The organism is Cellulophaga omnivescoria, from assembly GCF_027915275.1.
Taxonomy (GTDB): Bacteria; Bacteroidota; Bacteroidia; order Flavobacteriales; family Flavobacteriaceae; genus Cellulophaga; species Cellulophaga omnivescoria.
Genome location: NZ_CP115819.1, coordinates 1,201,818 through 1,222,137, shown reverse-complemented (window position 1 = coordinate 1,222,137; position 20,320 = coordinate 1,201,818). Strand labels below are relative to the sequence as shown.

16 protein-coding genes are annotated in these 20,320 nt (G+C 32.1%); 8 read left to right on the top strand and 8 right to left on the bottom strand.

Annotated features, from left to right (window positions below):
- Positions 1 to 224 precede the first annotated feature (224 nt).
- The gene (locus PBN93_RS05440; RefSeq protein WP_077405032.1) at positions 225 to 1,145 is read left to right on the top strand and encodes a nicotinic acid mononucleotide adenyltransferase; all 921 of its coding nucleotides are present in this window, start codon (positions 225 to 227) and stop codon (positions 1,143 to 1,145) included.
- A 74-nt stretch (positions 1,146 to 1,219) separates the two neighbouring features.
- On the opposite strand, the gene mqo is transcribed toward PBN93_RS05440, so the two are convergent.
- The gene (gene mqo, locus PBN93_RS05435) at positions 1,220 to 2,701 is read right to left on the bottom strand and encodes a malate dehydrogenase (quinone) (protein WP_077405029.1); all 1,482 of its coding nucleotides are present in this window, start codon (positions 2,699 to 2,701) and stop codon (positions 1,220 to 1,222) included.
- Between the two features lie 154 nt (positions 2,702 to 2,855).
- Here mqo and PBN93_RS05430 point away from each other — a divergent pair, with 154 nt between their 5' ends.
- A complete protein-coding gene (locus PBN93_RS05430; protein ID WP_077405026.1) occupies positions 2,856 to 4,424 on the top strand; it encodes a SulP family inorganic anion transporter in 1,569 nt (522 codons plus the stop codon).
- A 1-nt stretch (position 4,425) separates the two neighbouring features.
- On the opposite strand, the gene PBN93_RS05425 is transcribed toward PBN93_RS05430, so the two are convergent.
- Positions 4,426 to 5,487 carry an aldose epimerase family protein gene (locus tag PBN93_RS05425; RefSeq protein WP_077405023.1) on the bottom strand — a complete coding sequence of 354 codons (1,062 nt, stop codon included), beginning with the start codon at positions 5,485 to 5,487 and terminating at the stop codon, positions 4,426 to 4,428.
- A gap of 21 nt (positions 5,488 to 5,508) precedes the next feature.
- A complete protein-coding gene (locus PBN93_RS05420; RefSeq protein ID WP_077405019.1) occupies positions 5,509 to 6,273 on the bottom strand; it encodes an exodeoxyribonuclease III in 765 nt (254 codons plus the stop codon).
- 125 nt (positions 6,274 to 6,398) lie between these two features.
- Between PBN93_RS05420 and PBN93_RS05415 the strand changes: the two genes are divergently transcribed.
- Positions 6,399 to 6,917, top strand: coding sequence for a hypothetical protein (locus PBN93_RS05415; RefSeq protein WP_077405016.1), 519 nt, complete (start codon positions 6,399 to 6,401; stop codon positions 6,915 to 6,917).
- 77 nt (positions 6,918 to 6,994) lie between these two features.
- Here PBN93_RS05415 and PBN93_RS05410 read toward each other — a convergent pair whose 3' ends face one another.
- Positions 6,995 to 8,536 (bottom strand): glycine--tRNA ligase, encoded by a 1,542-nt coding sequence (locus PBN93_RS05410; RefSeq protein ID WP_077405013.1) that lies wholly within the window; start codon positions 8,534 to 8,536, stop codon positions 6,995 to 6,997.
- Positions 8,537 to 8,572: 36 nt separating this feature from the next.
- Positions 8,573 to 9,469, bottom strand: a complete 897-nt coding sequence (locus PBN93_RS05405; RefSeq protein WP_077405010.1) for a coiled-coil domain-containing protein — start codon at positions 9,467 to 9,469, stop codon at positions 8,573 to 8,575.
- A 49-nt stretch (positions 9,470 to 9,518) separates the two neighbouring features.
- On the opposite strand from PBN93_RS05405, the gene PBN93_RS05400 reads away from it, so the two are divergent.
- Both PBN93_RS05400 and PBN93_RS05395 read left to right on the top strand, forming a co-directional pair.
- Positions 9,519 to 10,199, top strand: a complete 681-nt coding sequence (locus tag PBN93_RS05400; RefSeq protein WP_333780839.1) for a ComF family protein — start codon at positions 9,519 to 9,521, stop codon at positions 10,197 to 10,199.
- A 47-nt stretch (positions 10,200 to 10,246) separates the two neighbouring features.
- A complete protein-coding gene (locus PBN93_RS05395; RefSeq protein ID WP_077405005.1) occupies positions 10,247 to 11,857 on the top strand; it encodes an Ig-like domain-containing protein in 1,611 nt (536 codons plus the stop codon).
- On the opposite strand, the gene PBN93_RS05390 is transcribed toward PBN93_RS05395, so the two are convergent.
- Positions 11,847 to 12,623, bottom strand: a complete 777-nt coding sequence (locus PBN93_RS05390) for a nitrilase family protein (RefSeq protein WP_077405001.1) — start codon at positions 12,621 to 12,623, stop codon at positions 11,847 to 11,849. The two genes, PBN93_RS05395 and PBN93_RS05390, sit on opposite strands and share 11 nt — an antisense overlap.
- Before the next feature lie 142 nt (positions 12,624 to 12,765).
- Between PBN93_RS05390 and PBN93_RS05385 the strand changes: the two genes are divergently transcribed.
- From PBN93_RS05385 to PBN93_RS05375, 3 genes are all read left to right on the top strand, one after another.
- Positions 12,766 to 13,371, top strand: coding sequence for a DinB family protein (locus PBN93_RS05385; RefSeq protein WP_077404998.1), 606 nt, complete (start codon positions 12,766 to 12,768; stop codon positions 13,369 to 13,371).
- Positions 13,372 to 13,565: 194 nt separating this feature from the next.
- Positions 13,566 to 15,764, top strand: coding sequence for a PAS domain-containing sensor histidine kinase (locus PBN93_RS05380; RefSeq protein ID WP_077404995.1), 2,199 nt, complete (start codon positions 13,566 to 13,568; stop codon positions 15,762 to 15,764).
- Positions 15,765 to 15,769: 5 nt separating this feature from the next.
- Complete coding sequence (locus tag PBN93_RS05375; RefSeq protein ID WP_077404992.1) at positions 15,770 to 16,174, top strand: response regulator; 405 nt, start codon at positions 15,770 to 15,772, stop codon at positions 16,172 to 16,174.
- Here PBN93_RS05375 and PBN93_RS05370 read toward each other — a convergent pair.
- A complete protein-coding gene (locus PBN93_RS05370; RefSeq protein ID WP_077404989.1) occupies positions 16,171 to 17,523 on the bottom strand; it encodes a DUF5689 domain-containing protein in 1,353 nt (450 codons plus the stop codon). The genes PBN93_RS05375 and PBN93_RS05370 overlap by 4 nt on opposite strands.
- Position 17,524: 1 nt before the next feature.
- Complete coding sequence (locus PBN93_RS05365) at positions 17,525 to 20,257, bottom strand: TonB-dependent receptor (protein WP_271081627.1); 2,733 nt, start codon at positions 20,255 to 20,257, stop codon at positions 17,525 to 17,527.
- Between the last annotated feature and the right edge of the window lie 63 nt (positions 20,258 to 20,320).

Below are 20,320 nucleotides of genomic sequence, written 5' to 3'. Positions count from 1 at the left end.
TAAAATTTAATTGAAAGTAGAAAATTAACCCTTGTATAGCTTCAATTTAATAAAACTTTAAAATACAGTAACCAAACGGTTTGTTGCCACTACAAAACTTAATAACTATTAAAAATTGCATAATTACGTTCATATTTAAATATGTAAAATACTGATAATAAATATATTGAGTTTTTTGGCACGCCCTTTGTTTTATACTTGGCAGAACCAATACATTTTTTATTATGAGAACAAAATTACTATTAGGATTATTGTTATTGGGAACCTTAGTTTCATCATGCTATTCTGAAATAATAATAGAAGATGATTTTATAGAACCAGGATTTTCTGTAGAACACGCTATACACAAATATGACCTTTGGTATGTAGATATTAATGCTACACAAGGAAACGGCGAAGTACCTTTTTTACAACGTGCATTTACTATTACATTTAATAATGGCCGTTTGTATGCTAATAATAATATTGTGGGTATTGGTAAAACCGGTGGCGGCTATGGTGTAGATGTTGGTAATTATGATGTTTTTAATGATGGTATACGAGTAAACCATAGTGTAGATGGTAGGTGGCCACTAGAGGTATATGTGGTAAATAGCAATACTCTAGAACTATTAGATGTTGGCACAAACACATCATACTACTTAAGGGGTTACAGGCAAAGCACGTTTGATTATGATTACGTATTTTATGATAATTTAAAATACTTTTTACAGGAATATGATGTTTGGGAAAAAACATACACAAGCCAAGAAGGAGCTATAAATGAATTTGATGCAGAAAACTTTTTACAATTTTTTACAGATGGTAATGCCGATGTTTTTAGGTCATCTATAGATAATAATGGTACCAGACCAAGAAATTTACAGTGGGATTATGAAGGTGATTATAAAGTTTTTGATGTGGAAGGAGATGAAACTTTAAAGCTATTAGAGTTGGATTATGACTTTATGGGTGATGATTATTTTGAGCTTTATGTAATTAATGATAGTACTATAGAATTGTATCATCCAAATTCTGGCACGGTTTATGAATTTACTGGATTAGGATACATACAATATTTAAAAGGTGATGCATCTGCTTCAGATAAAAAAAGAACAAAGTCTACTAACGGTATAAAAACTGTAAAGAGACAGCGTATAAAATAAAAAGAATTTTTAGGTTGGTTATTAGTTGTAAAACCGTCTTAAACAGTAGTATGTTTAAGGCGGTTTTTTTATGTTTATTGGTCTTCTAATTTTAAAATACTAGTAGTATAATTTCTTGTGCTTTTACAAAGTTTTTCATCTGTAATTAGTGAGTGCCCTAAAGACGGAATCATTTCTGTTAGCTTTTTTTGCCAAGCTCTAGATTTTACTTGCATAGGAAAACATTGGTTTAATACAGATAACATAATAGATACAGATGTAGATGCACCCGGTGATGCGCCAAGCAAAGCAGCCAACGTTTTGTTTTTATTGGTAACAATTTCGGTTCCAAATTTAAGCACTCCACCTTCTTTGGCGTCTTTTTTTATAATTTGTACCCTTTGCCCAGCAGTAATAAGTTCCCAGTCCTCAATTTTAGCATTTGGATAGTACTTTTCTAGAGCTTTAAAACGTTCTTCTGGTGATTGTACCACCTGCTCTATAAGGTATTTGGTTAATGATATGTTGTGTAAACCAGCCCTAAGCATAGGAAAAATATTATGAGCATCTATAGACAATGGCAAATCAAAATAAGAACCATTTTTTAAAAACTTAGTAGAAAAACCAGCATACGGACCAAAAAGTAACGAGCGTACGCCATTTAACATTCTAGTATCTAAATGCGGAACAGACATTGGTGGTGCGCCAACTTCTGCCATACCATAAACTTTGGCTTCATGCTGTAAAATAACATCTTGGTTGTTACATTTTAAAAATTGTCCGCTTACTGGAAAACCACCATAACCATCTGCTTCTGGTATATCAGATTTTTCTAATAATTTTAGTGCACCTCCACCAGCACCAATAAACACAAAATTACTTTCTATGGTTTTTTCTTTATCTGTATGTAAATCTTTAACCTCTATTTTCCAAGTGCCATCTTTTTTGTCATCTATATCTTCTACTTGGTGGCCTAAAAACACTTCTACGCCATCACAAGACTGTAAATAGGCAATCATACCTCTGGTTATAGCTCCAAAATTTACGTCTGTACCTATAGACATTCTTGTGGCTCCTATAGTTTGGTTTTTGTTGCGGCCTGTCATCATCAAGGGTACCCATTCTTTAATTTCATCATAATTTTCAGAATGTAACATATCTTTAAAAATAGGATATGCCGTAAGTGCTTTGTGTCTTTTTCTTAAAAAGTTTAGGTTTTCATCACCCCATACAAAACTCATATGGTCTATGTCATTAATAAAAGGATCTTCTGTAGGTAATAAATTGTTTTTTACTAAGTATGCCCAAAGTTGTTTAGATACCTCAAAAGACTCACTAATTTTTAATGCTTTAGAAATATCTATGCCTCCTTGTTCATTTTCTGGTGTGTAGTTTAATTCACAAAAAGCAGAGTGTCCTGTGCCTGCATTGTTCCAAGCATCAGAGCTTTCTGCGCCAACCTTATCTAAGCGTTCATAAATAGCTATTTTTGCATCTGGTAGTAATTGTTTTAATAAAACGCCAAGCGTTGCGCTCATTATACCAGCTCCTATAAGTGTAAAGTCTTGTTTTGCCATTATATAGATGTGTTTACTACAAAGCTAAGAAACGTTTTGTTAGTGAGTTGTGTTAGATTTTTATTAATTAAAGAAGTGTTTTTTAGTTTTACACAGTTTATTTCTATAAGAGCCCAATAAACACTACTTTTGCGCCCTTAATTTTATAGCTAAAATGAAAAAGTATTTAAATTTATTTGATTTTAAGCAGAAGGTAGACTACAAGAATGAAATTTTAGCAGGATTAACAGTTGCAATGACAATGATTCCAGAGTCATTAATGTTTGCAATTCTAGCAGGATTTTCACCTCTAGTAGGATTATATGGTGCTTTTATTATGGGCTTGGTTACAGCCATATTTGGAGGAAGGCCAGGGTTAATTTCTGGTGGAGCTGGGGCAACTGTGGTTGTACTTATGGCCTTAATGAATTCTCACGGATTAGAATACGTTTTTGGGGCAGTTGCTTTGGCAGGTGTTATACAAATGATAATAGGTTTTTTAAAGCTTGGTAAATTTATTCGTTTAGTGCCACAGCCAGTAATGTTTGGGTTTGTTAACGGTTTGGCTATTATTATTTTTATGGCACAAATGGACCAATTTAAAATTGGTGTTGGTGATGCTGCAGTTTGGTTAACAGGTGAAACATTGTATACTATGCTAGGTTTGGTATTGTTTACCATAGCAATAATTGTTTTTGTTCCCAAATTTACAAAAGCTGTTCCAGCATCATTAATAGGTATTATTGTTGTGTTTTTGGTAGTGTATTTCTTTAATATAGAAACAAAGCAAGTTGTAGATATTATAAATCAAGATACATTACCAGGAGAGCCACTAAAGTCGCTTAGTGGTACATTACCTTCTTTTCATATACCAGCAATTCCGTTTACATTAGAAGCCTTTAAAATTATTTTACCTTATGGATTAATAATGGCGGCTGTTGGTTTAACAGAAGGTTTACTTACTTTAAACTTGGTTGATGAAATTACAGGAACAAAAGGAAACAGTAATAGAGAGTGTGTAGCTCAAGGTGGGGCAAACATATTAAACGGTTTTTTTGGCGGTATGGGTGGTTGCCCTATGATTGCACAAACTTTAGTAAACTTATCTGCAGGTTCAAGAGCAAGATTATCTGGTATAATTGCTGCGTTAACTATATTGGTTATTATATTGTTTGGTGCGCCGGTAATAGAGCTTGTGCCTATAGCTGCATTAGTTGGTGTTATGGTAATGGTTTCTGTAGGTACTTTTGAGTGGGCTAGCTTTAAGGCTTTACGAAGAATGCCTAAGCCAGATATTTTTGTAATGATATTGGTTACCTTAATTACCGTGTTTTTACACAATTTAGCGTTAGCTGTTTTAATAGGAGTAATAATTTCTGCATTGGTATTTGCTTGGGAAAGTGCCAAAAGAATTAGAGCCAGAAAGCATATTGATGAAAACGGAGTTAAACATTACGAAATATACGGACCTTTATTTTTTGGATCTACAACGCTGTTTAATGAAAAGTTTGATGTGCAGGATGATCCAGACGAAGTTATTATAGACTTTAAGGAAAGTAGAGTTACTGATATGAGTGGTATTGAGGCTCTAAATAAAATAACAGAACGTTATGCCAAAGTGGGTAAAAAAGTTCATCTACGTCATTTAAGTAAAGACTGCATACGTTTGTTATCTAATGCAGATGACATAATTGATGTGAATGTAATGGAAGACCCAACGTACAAAGTAGTGGCTAATAAGTAAACTATTTTACTGTACTAAATTTATATAAAGTTACGCTGTGGTATTCTTCTTTAGGATGCAATACCACAGTAGGAAACTGAGGCTTGTTAGGGCTGTCTGGATAATGCTGGGTTTCTAAACAAAAAGCTGCTCTAGGATGGTATTTTTTTCCAGACTTACCAACTAAATTTTCATTAATAAAGTTACCAGTATATAATTGCACACCTGGCTCTGTAGTATATACATCCATAATAATACCTGTACTAGGTGCTTTAGCAGTTGCCACTAAGTTTAGAGTTGTATTTTGGTCAATAACAAAATTATGGTCATAACCATTGCCAATAATTAATTGTTTATAATCAGCATCAATATCTCTACCAATTGGTTTTTCTTTTCTAAAATCTAGTGGAGTATCATTAACAGGAGTTAATTCTCCTGTAGGTATACAAGTGTTGTCTATACTTGTAAAAGAAGATGCATTAATTTGTAGTTTGTGGTTTAAAATGTCACCAGTGCCTTCTCCGTTTAAATTAAAATAAGAATGGTTTGTTAGGTTTACTACTGTTGTTTTATCTGTAATAGCCCAATACTTTATTTTAATGGCATTTTTTTCTGTTAGGTGGTATTGTACCTTAACCGCTAAGTTACCAGGGTAACCTTCCTCCATATCTGCAGAAACGTAAGTTAGCTCTAGCGTATCTTCTGTAGGTTGTTTTGCATCCCAAACAACGGCGTCAAAACCAGTAGTGCCACCGTGTAAGTGGTTTTCTCCATTATTAACAGCTAAATTGTAGGTTTTATTGTCTAGTGTAAATTTACCTTTTGCAATTCTGTTAGCATATCTACCCACAATACTACCAAAATAGGCATTAGGATTTGTTTGGTATTCGTGTAAAGACTTATATCCTAAAACAACATCTTTAAAATCATTGTTTTTGTCTTTTACCCATAATGATGCTAAAGTGCCACCATAGTTTGTTATTTGAGCAATAGAACCTTGAGTATTTTTTAAGGTATAAAGAGCTACTCTTTTTCCATTAATTAAGGCTTCAAAATCTTTTGGGTTTAGGAGTTGTGGTGCCATTTTAATAATTGGTTAGGATGTTTAATTTTTTAGTTCTACTAAAATTGGGCAATGGTCACTATGCTTAGCTTCTTTTAATATAACAGCTCTTTTAAGGCGGTTTTCTAAGGTTTTGCTAACCATTCCGTAATCCAATCGCCAACCTTTATTATTGTTTCTTGCGTTAGCTCTGTAGCTCCACCAAGAGTAGTTGTGTGGCTCTGTGTTAAAATATCTAAAACTATCTATAAAACCGCTTTTTATAAAATTTCCAATCCATTCTCGTTCTACAGGTAAAAAGCCAGATACGTTTTTATTACGTACAGGATCATGTATATCTATAGCTTCATGACATATATTATAATCTCCTAATACAACAATATTAGGTTTGTCTTTTTTTAATTCATTAATATATTTCTGAAAGTCATCCATATATTTTAGTTTAAAATCTAGTCTAGCCAAATTTGTACCAGATGGTAGATACATACTCATAATAGAAATATCTCCAAAATCTGCTCTAATATTTCTGCCTTCAAAATCCATATAATCTATACCTGTGCCATAAGTAACATTATCTGGTTCTATTTTAGATAAAATAGCAACACCGCTGTAGCCTTTTTTTTGTGCGCTATACCAATAGTTATAGCTGTAGCCAGCCTCTTCAAACAAAGATAAATCTAACTGCTCTTTAAGGGCTTTTATTTCCTGAAGGCATATAACATCTGGGTCTGTAGCGGTAAGCCAATCTATAAAACCTTTATTAATTGCTGCGCGAATACCGTTAACGTTATAGGATACTATTTTCATTATATGTAATTAAAAGGTTAAAAATAGAAAAAACAAAGGGTTCTATGAAAAATGAATGACAGAGATTCTTACAAAAAGTTCTATTTTTGCCAATTGAAAAATGAGATATAGAAAACACTAACATTATGAAAAAAGGATTATTAGTAGTAGTATTTTTATTGGGAGCCAAAATGGCATTTGCTCAAGCTTACTCTAATTTTGATAAAAACCAAGAAATTAAATTTAACATTGGTATGTTTTTAGCAACAACTTCTGTAGAATTTGGATACGAGTATTTTTTAGGTGATGATACTAGCGTTGGTGCAATTCTTCATTTTGATGGTGACGGTGAAGACTACAATGGTAGCTTTGGTTTTGGACCAAACTTTAGGGCTTACTTTGGAGATTTACCTAGAAGTGGCGCTTTTGCAGAAGCTTTTGGTTTGTATTTAAAGGGAGAAAAAAAATACAATGATATGGGCTCTAGAATTGTTGGAGAATACAGTGGTGTAGCTCTAGGTTTAGGTGGTGGTTACAAGTGGGTAACACGTAGCGAACGTTTTACATTAGAGCTAAATGGTGGTTTTGGTAGAAATATAAATCCTAAAGAATTTCAGGACGATTTTATTTTTAGAGCAGGTTTATCTGTAGGTTACAGATTTTAAAAGCAATTAATTACAATAAAAAAGAGCTCACTACTGGCAAATGCTTTAGTGAGCTCTTTTTGTATAAGTACTTAAAATTATATTTTTTTAAGCCATTCTTTCATAGATACTTCTGCATTAATAATAGATTTTAAATCTGCTATTGCCACACGTTTTTGCTCCATAGTATCTCTGTGACGTATGGTTACTGTTTTGTCTTCTAAAGTTTGGTGATCTACTGTAATACAAAACGGAGTACCGTTGGCATCTTGTCTTCTGTAACGACGACCAACAGCATCTTTTTCATCATATATTACTTTAAAATCCCACTTTAAATCCTCTATAATTTCTTTAGCAACATCTGGTAAGCCATCTTTTTTAACAAGTGGTAAAATAGCAGCTTTTGTTGGTGCTAATACAGCAGGTAGTTTAAGAACAGTTCTTGTAGATCCGTTTTCTAATTCCTCTTCTACAAGAGAATTAGAAAAAACAGCTAAAAACATACGGTCTAAACCTATAGATGTTTCTACCACGTAAGGTACATAGCTCTCGTTAATTTCATGATCAAAATATTGTAATTTTTTACCAGAATGCTTTTCGTGGCTACTTAAATCAAAATCTGTTCTAGAGTGTATACCCTCTAACTCTTTAAAGCCAAACGGGAATTTAAATTCTATATCTGCGGCAGCATCTGCGTAGTGTGCTAATTTATCATGGTCATGAAAACGGTAATTGTCTTCTCCCATACCTAAAGATAAATGCCATTTAATACGGTTTTGTTTCCAAGCCTCATACCATTCTTTTTGTGTGCCAGGGCGCACAAAAAATTGCATTTCCATTTGCTCAAATTCTCTTTGGCGAAAAATAAATTGTCTTGCAACAATCTCGTTTCTAAAAGCTTTTCCTATTTGGGCAATACCAAAAGGAATTTTCATACGTCCAGTTTTTTGCACATTTAGGAAATTTACAAATATACCTTGTGCCGTTTCTGGCCTTAAGTAAAGATCCATAGCACTGTCTGCAGAGGCTCCTAACTTGGTACCAAACATTAAGTTAAACTGCTTAACGTCTGTCCAGTTTTTAGATCCAGATACTGGGCAAACAATATCTAATTCTTCAATTAAACTCTTTACATCTGCTAAATCTTCATTTTCTAAGGATTTTCCCATTCTAGATAAAATAGTATCTATTTTTTCCTGATATCCTAGAACACGTGCATTTGTAGTAACAAATTCTTCTTTGTTAAATGCATCTCCAAAACGCTTAGCAGCTTTGTTTATTTCTTTGTCTATTTTGTTTTCTAATTTGGCACAATAGTCTTCAATTAAAACATCTGCTCTATACCTTTTTTTAGAATCTTTATTGTCTATTAATGGGTCATTAAACGCATCTACGTGTCCAGATGCTTTCCAAACCGTTGGGTGCATAAAAATGGCAGAGTCTATACCAACAATGTTATCGTGCAGTTGCACCATTGCTTTCCACCAATATTGTTTAATATTATTTTTTAATTCTGCTCCGTTTTGTGCGTAGTCATATACAGCACTTAAACCGTCGTATATTTCACTGGATTGAAAAACGTAACCGTATTCTTTAGCGTGAGATATAACTTTTTTAAATTTGTCTTCTTGATTTGCCATATGGCAAAAATAGAACTTTAGTGTTAATAGATTGAATTATTTTAATTCAAATTCTATTGAAGAAAGTAATTTTTCTTCTTCAAAAACATTTAAAGTATACATGCCTGGTTTTAAAGAGCCTGTAGGAAACTTAATATGCTCACAAATTTCTTCGTTAATACCTGTGTAAATAATGTCTACAGCTTTGCTGTATTCATTACCCTTAACATTAATAATATTAGCGTTGTTTGGTATTACTTTTTTGTTAGGATCTAAAAATTGTAGGTACAATCTTTTTTCAATATTAATATCATTAGGGTTGCCACTAATAGTTGTACAAGCTCTTAATTTAGAAATTAAATTTGCTTTGTTGGTATTAATATCTCTACCATTACGCACTCTAAAAGCTAAGGCTTCAGAACTTCTAATTTTTAAATATGTTTTATTTTTTAGCTCTTTATTTAGTTTACTGTTGGCATCTTTTAAGCTTTCTTCGTTTTGTGTTGCAGCAAGTGCTTGAGCCTTGTATTGTTCTGCTCGCTTTTTTGCATTTTGTACTGTTTCACTTAAAACAACGTTGCTATATTTTAAGGCATTGTATTTCATATTAAGACTGTCGTACTTAAGTTGCCACCTGCGTAAATCTCTTTTGTTTTGATCGTATTTTTTACTGTCAAAATTTAATTGTCCAATAGAGTCTAATAATCTAGATACATCACTATTGGCTACATCTAAATCTATTTTATTCACTTCAATTTCTGATGATAAGCTTTCTATATTTGCTTGCATATTGGCAAGCTTGTCAGTAAGCATTTTTTTCTCTCTTTCTAAGTAACTAATATTACTGTTGGACTGTGCATTGCTGTAATAAAAAGCAATTAATATACCCAGTATTACGGCCGCAAGCGCAGCTATAATCACTTTGTATTTTAAATTGTTATCTTGTGAGTCCATCAAAAGTTGGAGGTAATTTTAAGTAGGGTTAAATTTGGGACATTATAAGTTGTCAAATATACTAAATCATATCAATAAAATACTAATGCCCTTGGGGTGTTTTGGATGTAATACACCTTTGCGTAAAGGTGAACGATTAATTTGTACCGTTTGTCGAAATGAATTACCGCTTACCGAGTACAATTTTACCGATGAAAACCCAATAGACCGTATTTTTTATGGGAGAATTAATGTTAAAAAGGTTAATTCTTTCTTATTTTTCACAAAAAATGGGGTGGTAAAAAACATAATTCATCATTTAAAATATAAAAATCAGCAGCAATTAGGGTCCTTTTTTGGACTCTGGTTTGCGCAATCTATTAAAGAACGTTTAGATATTGATATTGTTGTGCCAGTACCTTTACATAAAAAAAAATTAACAAAAAGAGGATACAACCAAGTTAGCTTATTTGGGCAAGAATTGGCATTGCATTTTAATGCTAGTTACCAAGAAAATGTATTGTGTAAAACGGCTAATACTAGAACATTAACAAAAAAGAGCAGATTTTCTAGGTGGAAAGTAAATCAGGATTTATACAAGTTAACAAATAATGAAGATGTAGCGGGAAAAACCATTTTATTGGTAGATGATGTTATAACCACAGGTGCTACAATAGAGGCTTGTGCAACGGCATTAAATAAGGCGCAAAATGTTACAATTTATGTGGCAACAATTGCTGTAGTGCCATAGTTTTATGTTTGTGTAAATTGTTGTTACTTTGCGTTAATAATTTGGTTATGGCAAGACGTATTTTTAGCTTTCTTTTTATAGTGTTGGTTGTGTTTGCATTGGTGCAGTGCGCAAGAAGAGGTACACCGTCTGGCGGACCTAAAGATATTACACCGGCAGAGCTTATTAAGGCTACACCAGCCAATAAGAGCACTAATTTTAAGTTTAAAACCATTAAGTTGGAATTTAATGAGTATATAAAATTAAAAGATATACAAAAGCAACTAATTGTTTCACCGCCTTTAAAATACCAACCAGATATTACACCGCAAGGTTCTGCCAGTAAGTTTATAGAAATTACCCTTAAAGATACACTAAAGCCTAATACTACCTACACATTTAATTTTGGACAAAGTATAGAAGATAACAATGAGGGAAATCCAAGTAGTTTTTTAAGTTATGTTTTTTCTACGGGAGACTACATAGATTCTTTAAGTATATCTGGTGTTGTTAATGATGCTTTTAAACAAAAAGTAGATGAGTATGTTAGTGTAATGTTGTATAAAGTGGATAGTACGTATACAGATTCTACCATTTACAAAGAGCCTCCTTACTACATTACAAATACGTTAGATAGCACCAATATCTTTTCATTAAAAAACCTAAAAGAGGGTAAGTATGCTTTATTTGCTTTAAAAGATGAGGGTAATAATAATAAATTTGATCAGGGAATTGATAAAATTGGTTTTTTAGACCACTATATTAATATACCAACAGATTCTATTTATGTGCTAAATTTGTTTAAAGAAGTAACAGATTTTTCTATGTCTGTGCCAAGTTATGCATCAAAAAATAAAATACTTTTTGGTTATAACGGTAATGGTAGTGATGTAAAAATTATACAAAAAAGTTATCTGCCAGATAGTGTAAAAACTAAGGTTACTAAAGAGTTAGATAAAGACACACTAAATTATTGGATTACTCCTTTTGAGGCCGACTCTTTAATTTTTAATGTAGTTAGTAACAGAAACAAAACATTAGATACGTTTATTGTTAAAACAAGAAAACTTCCTGCAGATTCATTAAAATTTACAGCTGTTTCTAATAAAAAAATTAGTGTAGAAAATCAATTTTGGATTTCTGCTAATACACCAATAAAGACTATAGACACGTCAAAAATAAAAATAGTAGATAAAGATACTTTACCGGTTATTGCGCCAATAAACTTAGATACTATAAAAAATAGGATAAATTTTGATATGGTTGTGCCTTTAGAAAACCAGTATAGCATTACTTTATTGCCAAATGCGGTTACAGATTTTTTTAATGCAGTAAATGATACTATAGAATATAGAGTGTCTTATGTAGACCCTACAGAGAATAGTGTGTTAACAGTAAGCTTAGCAGGGCAAGTTACGTATCCTGTAATTGTACAGTTAATAGATGGCTCTGGTAAAGTTGTAAGAGAGCAATTTGCTATAGAACCAAAATCGTTGGTCTACAAAAATGTAAAACCTGGTGAGTACCAAATTAGAGTTATAGAAGATACTAACGGTAACCAAAAGTGGGATACTGGTAATTATTTAGAAAAAACTTTTCCGGAGAGAGTAAGTTATTCTCCTGCGCTAAACCTAAGAGCCAACTGGGAGGAAACATTGGAGTTTAGCATTACAAGGTAAATGTATCTCTGTCTTCTAAAAACTTTAATTTATTTCTAGTATCAATAATATGCTGCTTGCTAAGGGTAGTTTGTAAAATTTCTTCTGATACAGAAAAACAAATTTTGTTACCAAGTGTATCATAAATTGCAGAATGTCCTGTGTACTCATAATCAGTATTATCTTTACCAACACGGTTAACGCCAATGCAATAACTCATATTCTCTATGGCTCTTGCTTTTAGGAGTGTATCCCAGGCTGTTATGCGTTGTTTTGGCCAATTTGCAACATAAAGTAATATGTCGTAGTCTTCGGTATTACGTGCCCATACAGGAAACCTTAAATCGTAACAAATTAAGGGGCAAATTTTAAACCCTTTATAAGTTACAATTAGTTTATTATTACCAGCTTGGTATACTTTGTTTTCGCCAGCTAAAGTAAAAGTGTGTTTTTTATTGTAGATATTGTAGGTTCCATCTTCAAAAACAAAAAATAGACGGTTGTATAAAATGTTATTTTCAGAATAAGCTATGCTTCCTGTAATAGCACAATTTTTATCCTTAGCAATTGCTTGCATCCACTTTAATGTTTTTTTGCCTTCTTCTATAGGTACATTGTTTGGAGTCATTGTAAAACCCGTGGTAAACATTTCTGGTAAAACAACTAAGTCTGTTTTGGTTGTTATTGCTTTTATTTTGGTAGATAAAACATTTCTATTTTCCACAGGATTTTCCCAAATAATAGGTGTTTGTACTAATGTAATGTGCAAAGTGTTACTGGAGCTCATTGTAATATCTATTTTAAACTTATGGTGTACTAGTATAAAAGTACTACTTTTAATATAAAAATAAGTAGCTCCTTGTTAGCCTATAGGGTAATTAAATAAGGATAAAAACGACATACGATATACAACCAAAATAATTAAAAAAATGAAGAAAGCAGTTTACGCATTGTTGGCAATACTACTATGTAGTTTTATGCCCTCTAAAAAAGGTTTAACTAATGCAGATAAGGAGTTAGTTGTTACTGAAATGACAAGGACAAGCAAAAAGTTGTTAAAAACTATAAAAGGGTTAAGTAATGAGCAGTTAAACTTTAAAGTAAGTCCAGAGTCTTGGTCCGTAGCAGAGTGCGTAGAGCATATAACAATATCAGAGAGTTCTATTTTTGGTATGGTAGAACAAGCGGTTAAAATACCAGCTGATGCAGCTAAAAGAGAAAAAGTTAAAGTTTCTGATGATGAGGTGATTGCTATAATGATGAATAGAAAAAACAAGTCTCAATCACCATCTGCTTTTCAGCCAAGTGGAAAATTTGGAAGCCATAAAGAAACCGTAAAAGCTTTTGTTGCTAAAAGAAAGCAAAACATTAAATATGCAAAAAAAACGGAGAACAACCTAAGAAACCATTATGGCGAAATGCGTTTTGGTACCATAGACGCCGTACAATTAATGGTTTTTATTTCTGCTCATTCTGAAAGACATACATTACAGATTGAGGAAATAATGAATAATGAAAATTTCCCTAGAAAATAGTGACAAGTTTTGGCTTTCTATTAAAATAGGCTGTGTTTTTTGTAAAAACACAGCCTATTTTTCTTTTAATTGATTGATATTTACTGTAGTTGCAATATTTTTTATCATTTTTGCACTAAAAAATAGTTTTTAAAGCAAGTTATTTCTTACTTGGTTAGAAATGTGCTATATTTAAAATAAAGAGAGGTTAAGTTTTGCAGAAAACACATACAAATATTTTTATTGATGATGCACCTATAGAGATAGGTGTTTTAGATGTTAATATGCATTTTGTAAAATGCTCCAAACTTTGGTTAAGTAAATTAGGAAAAACAGAAAAAGATATAATTGGTAAATCTTATTATGATGTTTTTCCTGATACAACAGATGAGGTAAAAAAAATTCATGAGTATTGCTTATTAGGCAGTTATATTAGTTTTGATGGGGAAAAAATTATAAATAAAGCCGGAAAAGTACAGTGGTTTAATTATAAAATTAATTCTTGGAAAAACGAAAAAGATAAAGTTGGAGGCTTAATTATAGTTAGGGAGGATATTTCCTTTAAACGGAACGAAGAAGAATACCGTTTAAAAGCACAGAGGGTTGCAAACGTTGGGGGCTGGGAAGTAAACCTAATTAGTAATGAAGTGTATTGGACCAATATCACAAAACAAATTCATGGTTTAGATGACACATATGTGCCTTCTCTAGAAAATGGAATTAATTTTTATAAAGAAGGTTATCACAGAGAAAAAATAGTTTCTTTAATAAGCGAAGCTATTAGTAATGGCACGCCGTGGGATGAAGAGTTAATTATTGTTACCGTAACTGGAGAAGAGAAGTGGGTTAGGGCTATTGGAAGAGTAGAGTATGTTAATGGAAAAGCTGTTAAGTTAACAGGTACGTTTCAGGATATAGATGAAAAAAAGCGAGCTGATTTAGAGCGTTCTGAAATTGAGAAAAGACTAAATATTGCTACTAAAACAGCAAATATTGGGGTTTGGGATTATGATTTGGCAAGGCAAGAGCTTAATTGTGATTATGAGACTTTAGCACTGTATGGAGCGGAAAAGTTTACTCACAAAAGTTTGTATGATGCCTGGAAAAAAATTTTAGTAGAAGAAGACAAGGAAAGGGTAATAAATGAAATGCATTTTGCGATACAAAATGATGATGAATTTAACACCGAGTTTAGAATCCGAACAAAAAACGGAAAGGTTAAGTATATAAAGTCCATAGGACAGTTGCACAAAGACCAAAACACAGGAGCCGTTAAAATGATAGGTGCCAACTGGGATATTACAGAGTATAAGCAAGTTGTTTTAAAGTTAGATAAAAGAAAAGAATCATTTGCAGGGGTTTTTAACAACTCTTCTGTAGGTATGGCTTTAATTGGTTTAGATGGCAAATGGTTAAAAATTAATAAAAGCCTTTGTAACAGTTTAGGTTATTCCAAAAAAGAGTTAATGAGTTTAACTTTTCAAGATGTAACCCACCCTGATGACTATTTAAAAGATCTAAATTTTTTAGATGAGTTAATAGCTGGTAAAATTGATAATTACCAAATAGAAAAAAGGTATTTTCACAAAAAAGGACACACTGTTTTCGTAATTTTATCTGTTACTAAGGTTACAAAAATAGACGGTACCTTATCTCATTTCATTTCTCAAGTAGTAGATATTACATCTCGTAAGGAGGCCGAAGAAAAAGTTAAGGCGGTATTAAAAATTACTGCAGACCAAAATGAAAGCTTAACAAATTTTGCGCATATAGTGTCTCATAACTTAAGATCGCATTCTACAAACCTATCTATGCTTACGGGCTTTTTAATTAATGAGACAGACCCAGAAGAGAGGGCTAATCTAATTAATATGTTAAATGAGTCTTCAGATAGTTTAGACGAAACTATTACCCATTTAAATGAAGTAGTAAGTGTTAAGTTAAATGTACTTGGTAAGTTAGAGGGTGTTAGAATTTTAGAAACCTTTGATTCTGTTAGAAAAAGTATAATAGCTTTGTTAAATGAAAATAACGTTATTTTAAATATACAAATACCTAAAGAGTTTGTGGTTAGTGCAGTACCTGCATATTTAGAAAGTATTTTGTTAAATTTGCTTACAAATAGTATTAAGTATAGTTCCCCCAAACGAAGATTGGTTATAGATGTGAAAACAAGACGTGAAAGAGGTAAAATTGTACTTACTTTTTCAGATAATGGTTTAGGCATTGACATGAAAAGGCATAAGCATAAAATTTTTGGAATGTATAAAACATTTCACAAGCATAAAAATTCTAAAGGTATTGGTCTTTTTATAACCAAAAGTCAAATAGAAGCAATGAACGGAAAAATTGAAGTAGAAAGTTCTGTGGACATTGGCACAACATTTACACTATATTTTAATTGTTTTAAATAATTTGTATGAATAAAGTTTTTAGCGCTTGTATAATAGACGACGATCCAATTTTTGTTTATGGTACCAAGCGTATAATGAAAGAAGTTGGTTTTTCTGAAGAAATTGAAGTTTTTGAAAATGGTTTAGATGCCATAGAGGAACTGACGCAAAAATCTATAGTTGAGAAAAAATTACCAAGATTAATTTTTCTGGATCTAAATATGCCAATTATGAATGGTTGGGAGTTTTTAGACGATTTTATAAAAATACCAGAGCATATTAGAAAAGATGTTGTAATTTATATTGTGAGTTCTTCTATTGATCCTAGAGATATAGAAAGGGTAAAGACCTATGATATTGTTACAGATTATATTCTAAAACCTGTAACTCCTAAAGATTTAAAAAATATGCTAGACGACTTAAGTGTTTAGTGTTCTCCAGGCGTAAAGTCTTCAGGTGCATTTTGTGGTAAATTTGTAGTGTTATTATTACCTGTGTCGTTAAATATAAACCACTGGTTAAATTGGTAGTTGTTAGAGCCTGTATTTATTGATTCTTTTCTTAGCGCTTTTCCGTCTTCAAACTCATGATTGGTATTAGTGCCATCTTCGCCAATAACACCAAAAACATCTATAGTAGTGCCAAATGGGTCTATTAGCACTAAATTATCATCGCCATTAGAATCTGCTACGCTATTTTTACCTATGCTTATGTCTGGTTCAATACCGTAGGTTGCAACAAACTCATCTTTATTTGGCGAAATTACAAGCGTACTTTTTGCATTAATACTATAGCCAGTTAGGTCTAAGCTAGAGCTAATATCTGTACTTGCGTTGGTGTACCTATTAATTTTCCAATTGTTTAAGTCTAAAGCTTCGTTGCTAGAGTTGTATAGCTCTATAAACCTTGCGCCGGTATTATTGTTAGGGTCTGCTAGTTCAGAGAAAAATACAGAGGTTGAGGTAAATTCTGTTACAATAGGCGCACAGCGGTTTTGAGTAAAATCTATATCAGTTAATGATCTAATTTTTAGTTTTAATTCGTTTTTATCTTCAATTAAAACAGCTGTAATATTTCCGCTTTTATTAGGTAGTATATTAGTTGCAAAATCTGCATAACCACTGTTAACTAGCTTTATTTGGTTTCCAACGCAATCTTTAATAGTGCGTTCTGTTTCTTCATTTTTATTTGCAAATGTGTTATTCAATTCTTCTTCAATAAACTCTACATTGTTTAAAACTACAAGTGTATTAATTTTGCTTGCTGTTAAATTTTCTATAGTGCTTTCTGTTGCTTGGGTGGGTGGGTTGCTGCAGGTTGTATACATGTGTTCTTGCACTTGTAAGCTAGGTAATCTGCCAACAGTTTGGTTTCCAAAGGATGTAAAAACACCGCCAATTACATATGTATTATTTTTTTTAGCAATGTAGAGTCCTTTTAACTTTATAATTACTTTTTGTCCTAGTTTGTATTGTAAATAATAATCTCTTAAATCTACTAGGAAAGAAATGCCGGTTGTAGGGTCTATAGCTTTGTCTTGAATGTGTATTGTTCCAAAAAAATTATTTTCAATATCTGATGATACAATATAGCCTTCTATAATTATGTCTTCTTGCACTTGTGTAATACCACCCTCAGTAATAGTGTTTAAGTTAATTAAGCTTAAGTTGTATGCCAGTTCTGCACATTTGGTTTCTGGAATGTTAAAATCCTTGTCCTTAACACAGCTTATTATTAAAAAAAATGAGATACTTATTGTTAGGTATTTTTTTAAAATCATATTAAAAACTAATTGCTAAGTTTAAAAAGAATGTACGCCCATAGCCATACCAGTATTTAGTGCCAAATGATGGGGTGGTGCTTAAATTGTCTTGTTTCATTTGTCCGTAGTTTCCGTTTCTACTCTGTTCATAACCACCAGTTTTAAAAACGGTATCAAACACATTATTAACACTAGCAAATACACTAACATATTTGCCATTTATAATCCAAGATTTTCCGCCAACAATGTTTAGTAAGTAAAAATCTTTCATTTTATTTTGAGCAAGTAATTTGTTTACGTTCTCTGGGGTAGCGTCTGTAAAGGGTTCATTTGTGTCTGGGTTTAAGTAAAAACTACGGGTTCTGGTAATGGTAGATATATTAGCGTAGTTATTACCTAAAAAGTTAGCAGAGCCACTAATCCACCAGTATTTAGGATCTCTATACTCTAAGCCTATTGCAATTGCTTTTTGTGGTCCTTGAGCAAGCTTGTAATTTTTAATGTTGCTTTCTCCTAAGTTGCTATATCCTTCTAAGTTTATTGCATTTTCATCATTGTTAGTGGTGTCAAAATTTATAGTAACATTAGGGTTGTTATTGTAGGTGTAGTCTGCTATTGCTGCTACTCCTGTAACTTTAACGGAAGAAGATAACTCATATTCCAAGCCAATTTCAATACCCTTGTGTTTTTTGTCTATTCCTGTAACTACCTCCTGTACAAAGTCAGACCCAATTCCAGATTCTACAAAAAAGAAATTAACATCAGTTTCGTGATTAAACAGAGAGTAAAATGCAGAAACACGACCAGTAAGTTTTGGCAAGCGTATAAAGTAATTTACATCTCCTGTTCTAATTGTTTGGTTTTTAATATTGTTAACAACAGCATTGTTTTCTCTTGGGTTAATAAAGGTATTTTGTATTGTTGGAGGTTTTTTTATAAATGCAAATTTGCCATTAACCCAATGTCTCCCATTTATTTTATAGGTAAAAGATCCTTTAAAATTTAGTGCATTAAAATTTACTTTTTTGCTTTGTCCTATTGATGTTTCTGGGTAGCGTTCATTTTTAAATAAACCGTTTCTTTGGTAACTAATTGTATTTGTGTTTATAGCCAAAGATGCATACCACTTTTTATACGTAGCTTTTATTTGTGCAAATGCATTTAAATTATTTGCGGTTAAGTTGTAGTTATAGCTAAAAATTTGATTGTTTGTTTTGTTGTTATTTCCATTAACATCATTGCTAGTGTTAGAGAATGTGTCAATATCCAAATGGTATTCTGCTCCTAATAAATCATCAATAATAGCATAATTTTTAGTGCTGAGGTTTTTGTATAATATACCAGAATCTATAGTGAAATGTTTGTTAATTGTAATATTTGCCGTAGAGTTAAAAGTTATAATTTTATCATCTACAACATCATTATATAAAACATAAGATGCCTTAGCATCTTCATAAGTGTTATTTGCGTTATAAATATTACCCCAGTTTATTTGAGAGTTTTTAATAAACGATTGTCTTGCTGTTTCTGCACTTTCAAAATTAGCGCCAATTGGACTATTTATATAAAAACTAGGAAGATAACGGTAGTATGTAGCATCTGGGTTTGGAGCATTGTAGTAGCCTAACCTACTTTTTTTATGTGGGCCAAATTTGTAACTAACTCCTGTATTTATAGTTGCGTTTTTAGTTGTATAAATATGATTAAACATTAAAATCGGTTGCGTAATTTTACGTTCTCTAGAATTTCTAATTTTGTTGTTTTGTAGGCCCCAATACGGATTATATTTTCTTCCTTTTAATAAAAAGACTTCTTCTGTTACTGCAGAAGACCTGCCTCTACGGTTAGTTGCAGCTATTGCTGTTGCTAATAATGTGTTTTTTGAATTTAACTTGTATTCCAAGGCGCCAAATACTGAATATGCATCATATAATGTTCCATTTAAATATCCTTGTTTTGCCCATCTTCTAGAGGCAGATATGCTGTAGGTTATCCCTTTTTTGTTTGTTGATGATGTATGGGTAGTCATTGCGCGTCCTGTATAAGTTCTGTTTGCTGCAGAAAATGAAACTCTTGTTCCAGGTCTCATTTTAGACGGTTGTGTGTTAATATTTGTTGTTCCTAAAATACCACCAAAACTATACTTGGCAGGTTGTAGTCCATAAGTAAATTCTTGGTTTCTTGTGACATCATTTAATCCTCCCCAGTTATTCCATTGAGGTCTTCCATCACTAATATTATTCATAGCAATACCATTTATTAATACTTTGCTATATTTAGAATCGTATCCTCTAACTCTAAAAAAAGCCTGTCCAAAATCAAAGGCTGCTCTTGATAAAAACACGTCTCTGGTTGCTTGTAATAAGCCCGAAGTAATTGTACTGGTTTCTTCTTCAGATAGGGCTGTATCTGTTAAGGTTATTAAGTTATCTACTTTCTCAACGGTAATATCTTTCTGTAAATAAATAGTACCCAAATCTATATTTTGGTTTGTAATTGTTATTGGTAGCTTTACTGTGCTGTAATCTTTAACCGTAATTTTTATGATGTAGTTGCCTTTGTTAACAGATATTTTGAAAGCATTATTTATAATACTTGTGGTAGAGTTTGTCTCTTGTATATCTACAGTACCAGCTAATTGTAATGATTTTTTTTGTGGATCTTCTACGGTTGCTTTAATGGTATATTTACCTTGAGCAACTACTATATTTACTGCAAATAATAAAGATAAAATATTGGCAAACAATCGCATAACTCTGTGAAAATAGAGTTTTTTAAGGAAATTTCCTTATTTTTATATGAAAAATTGCTAATA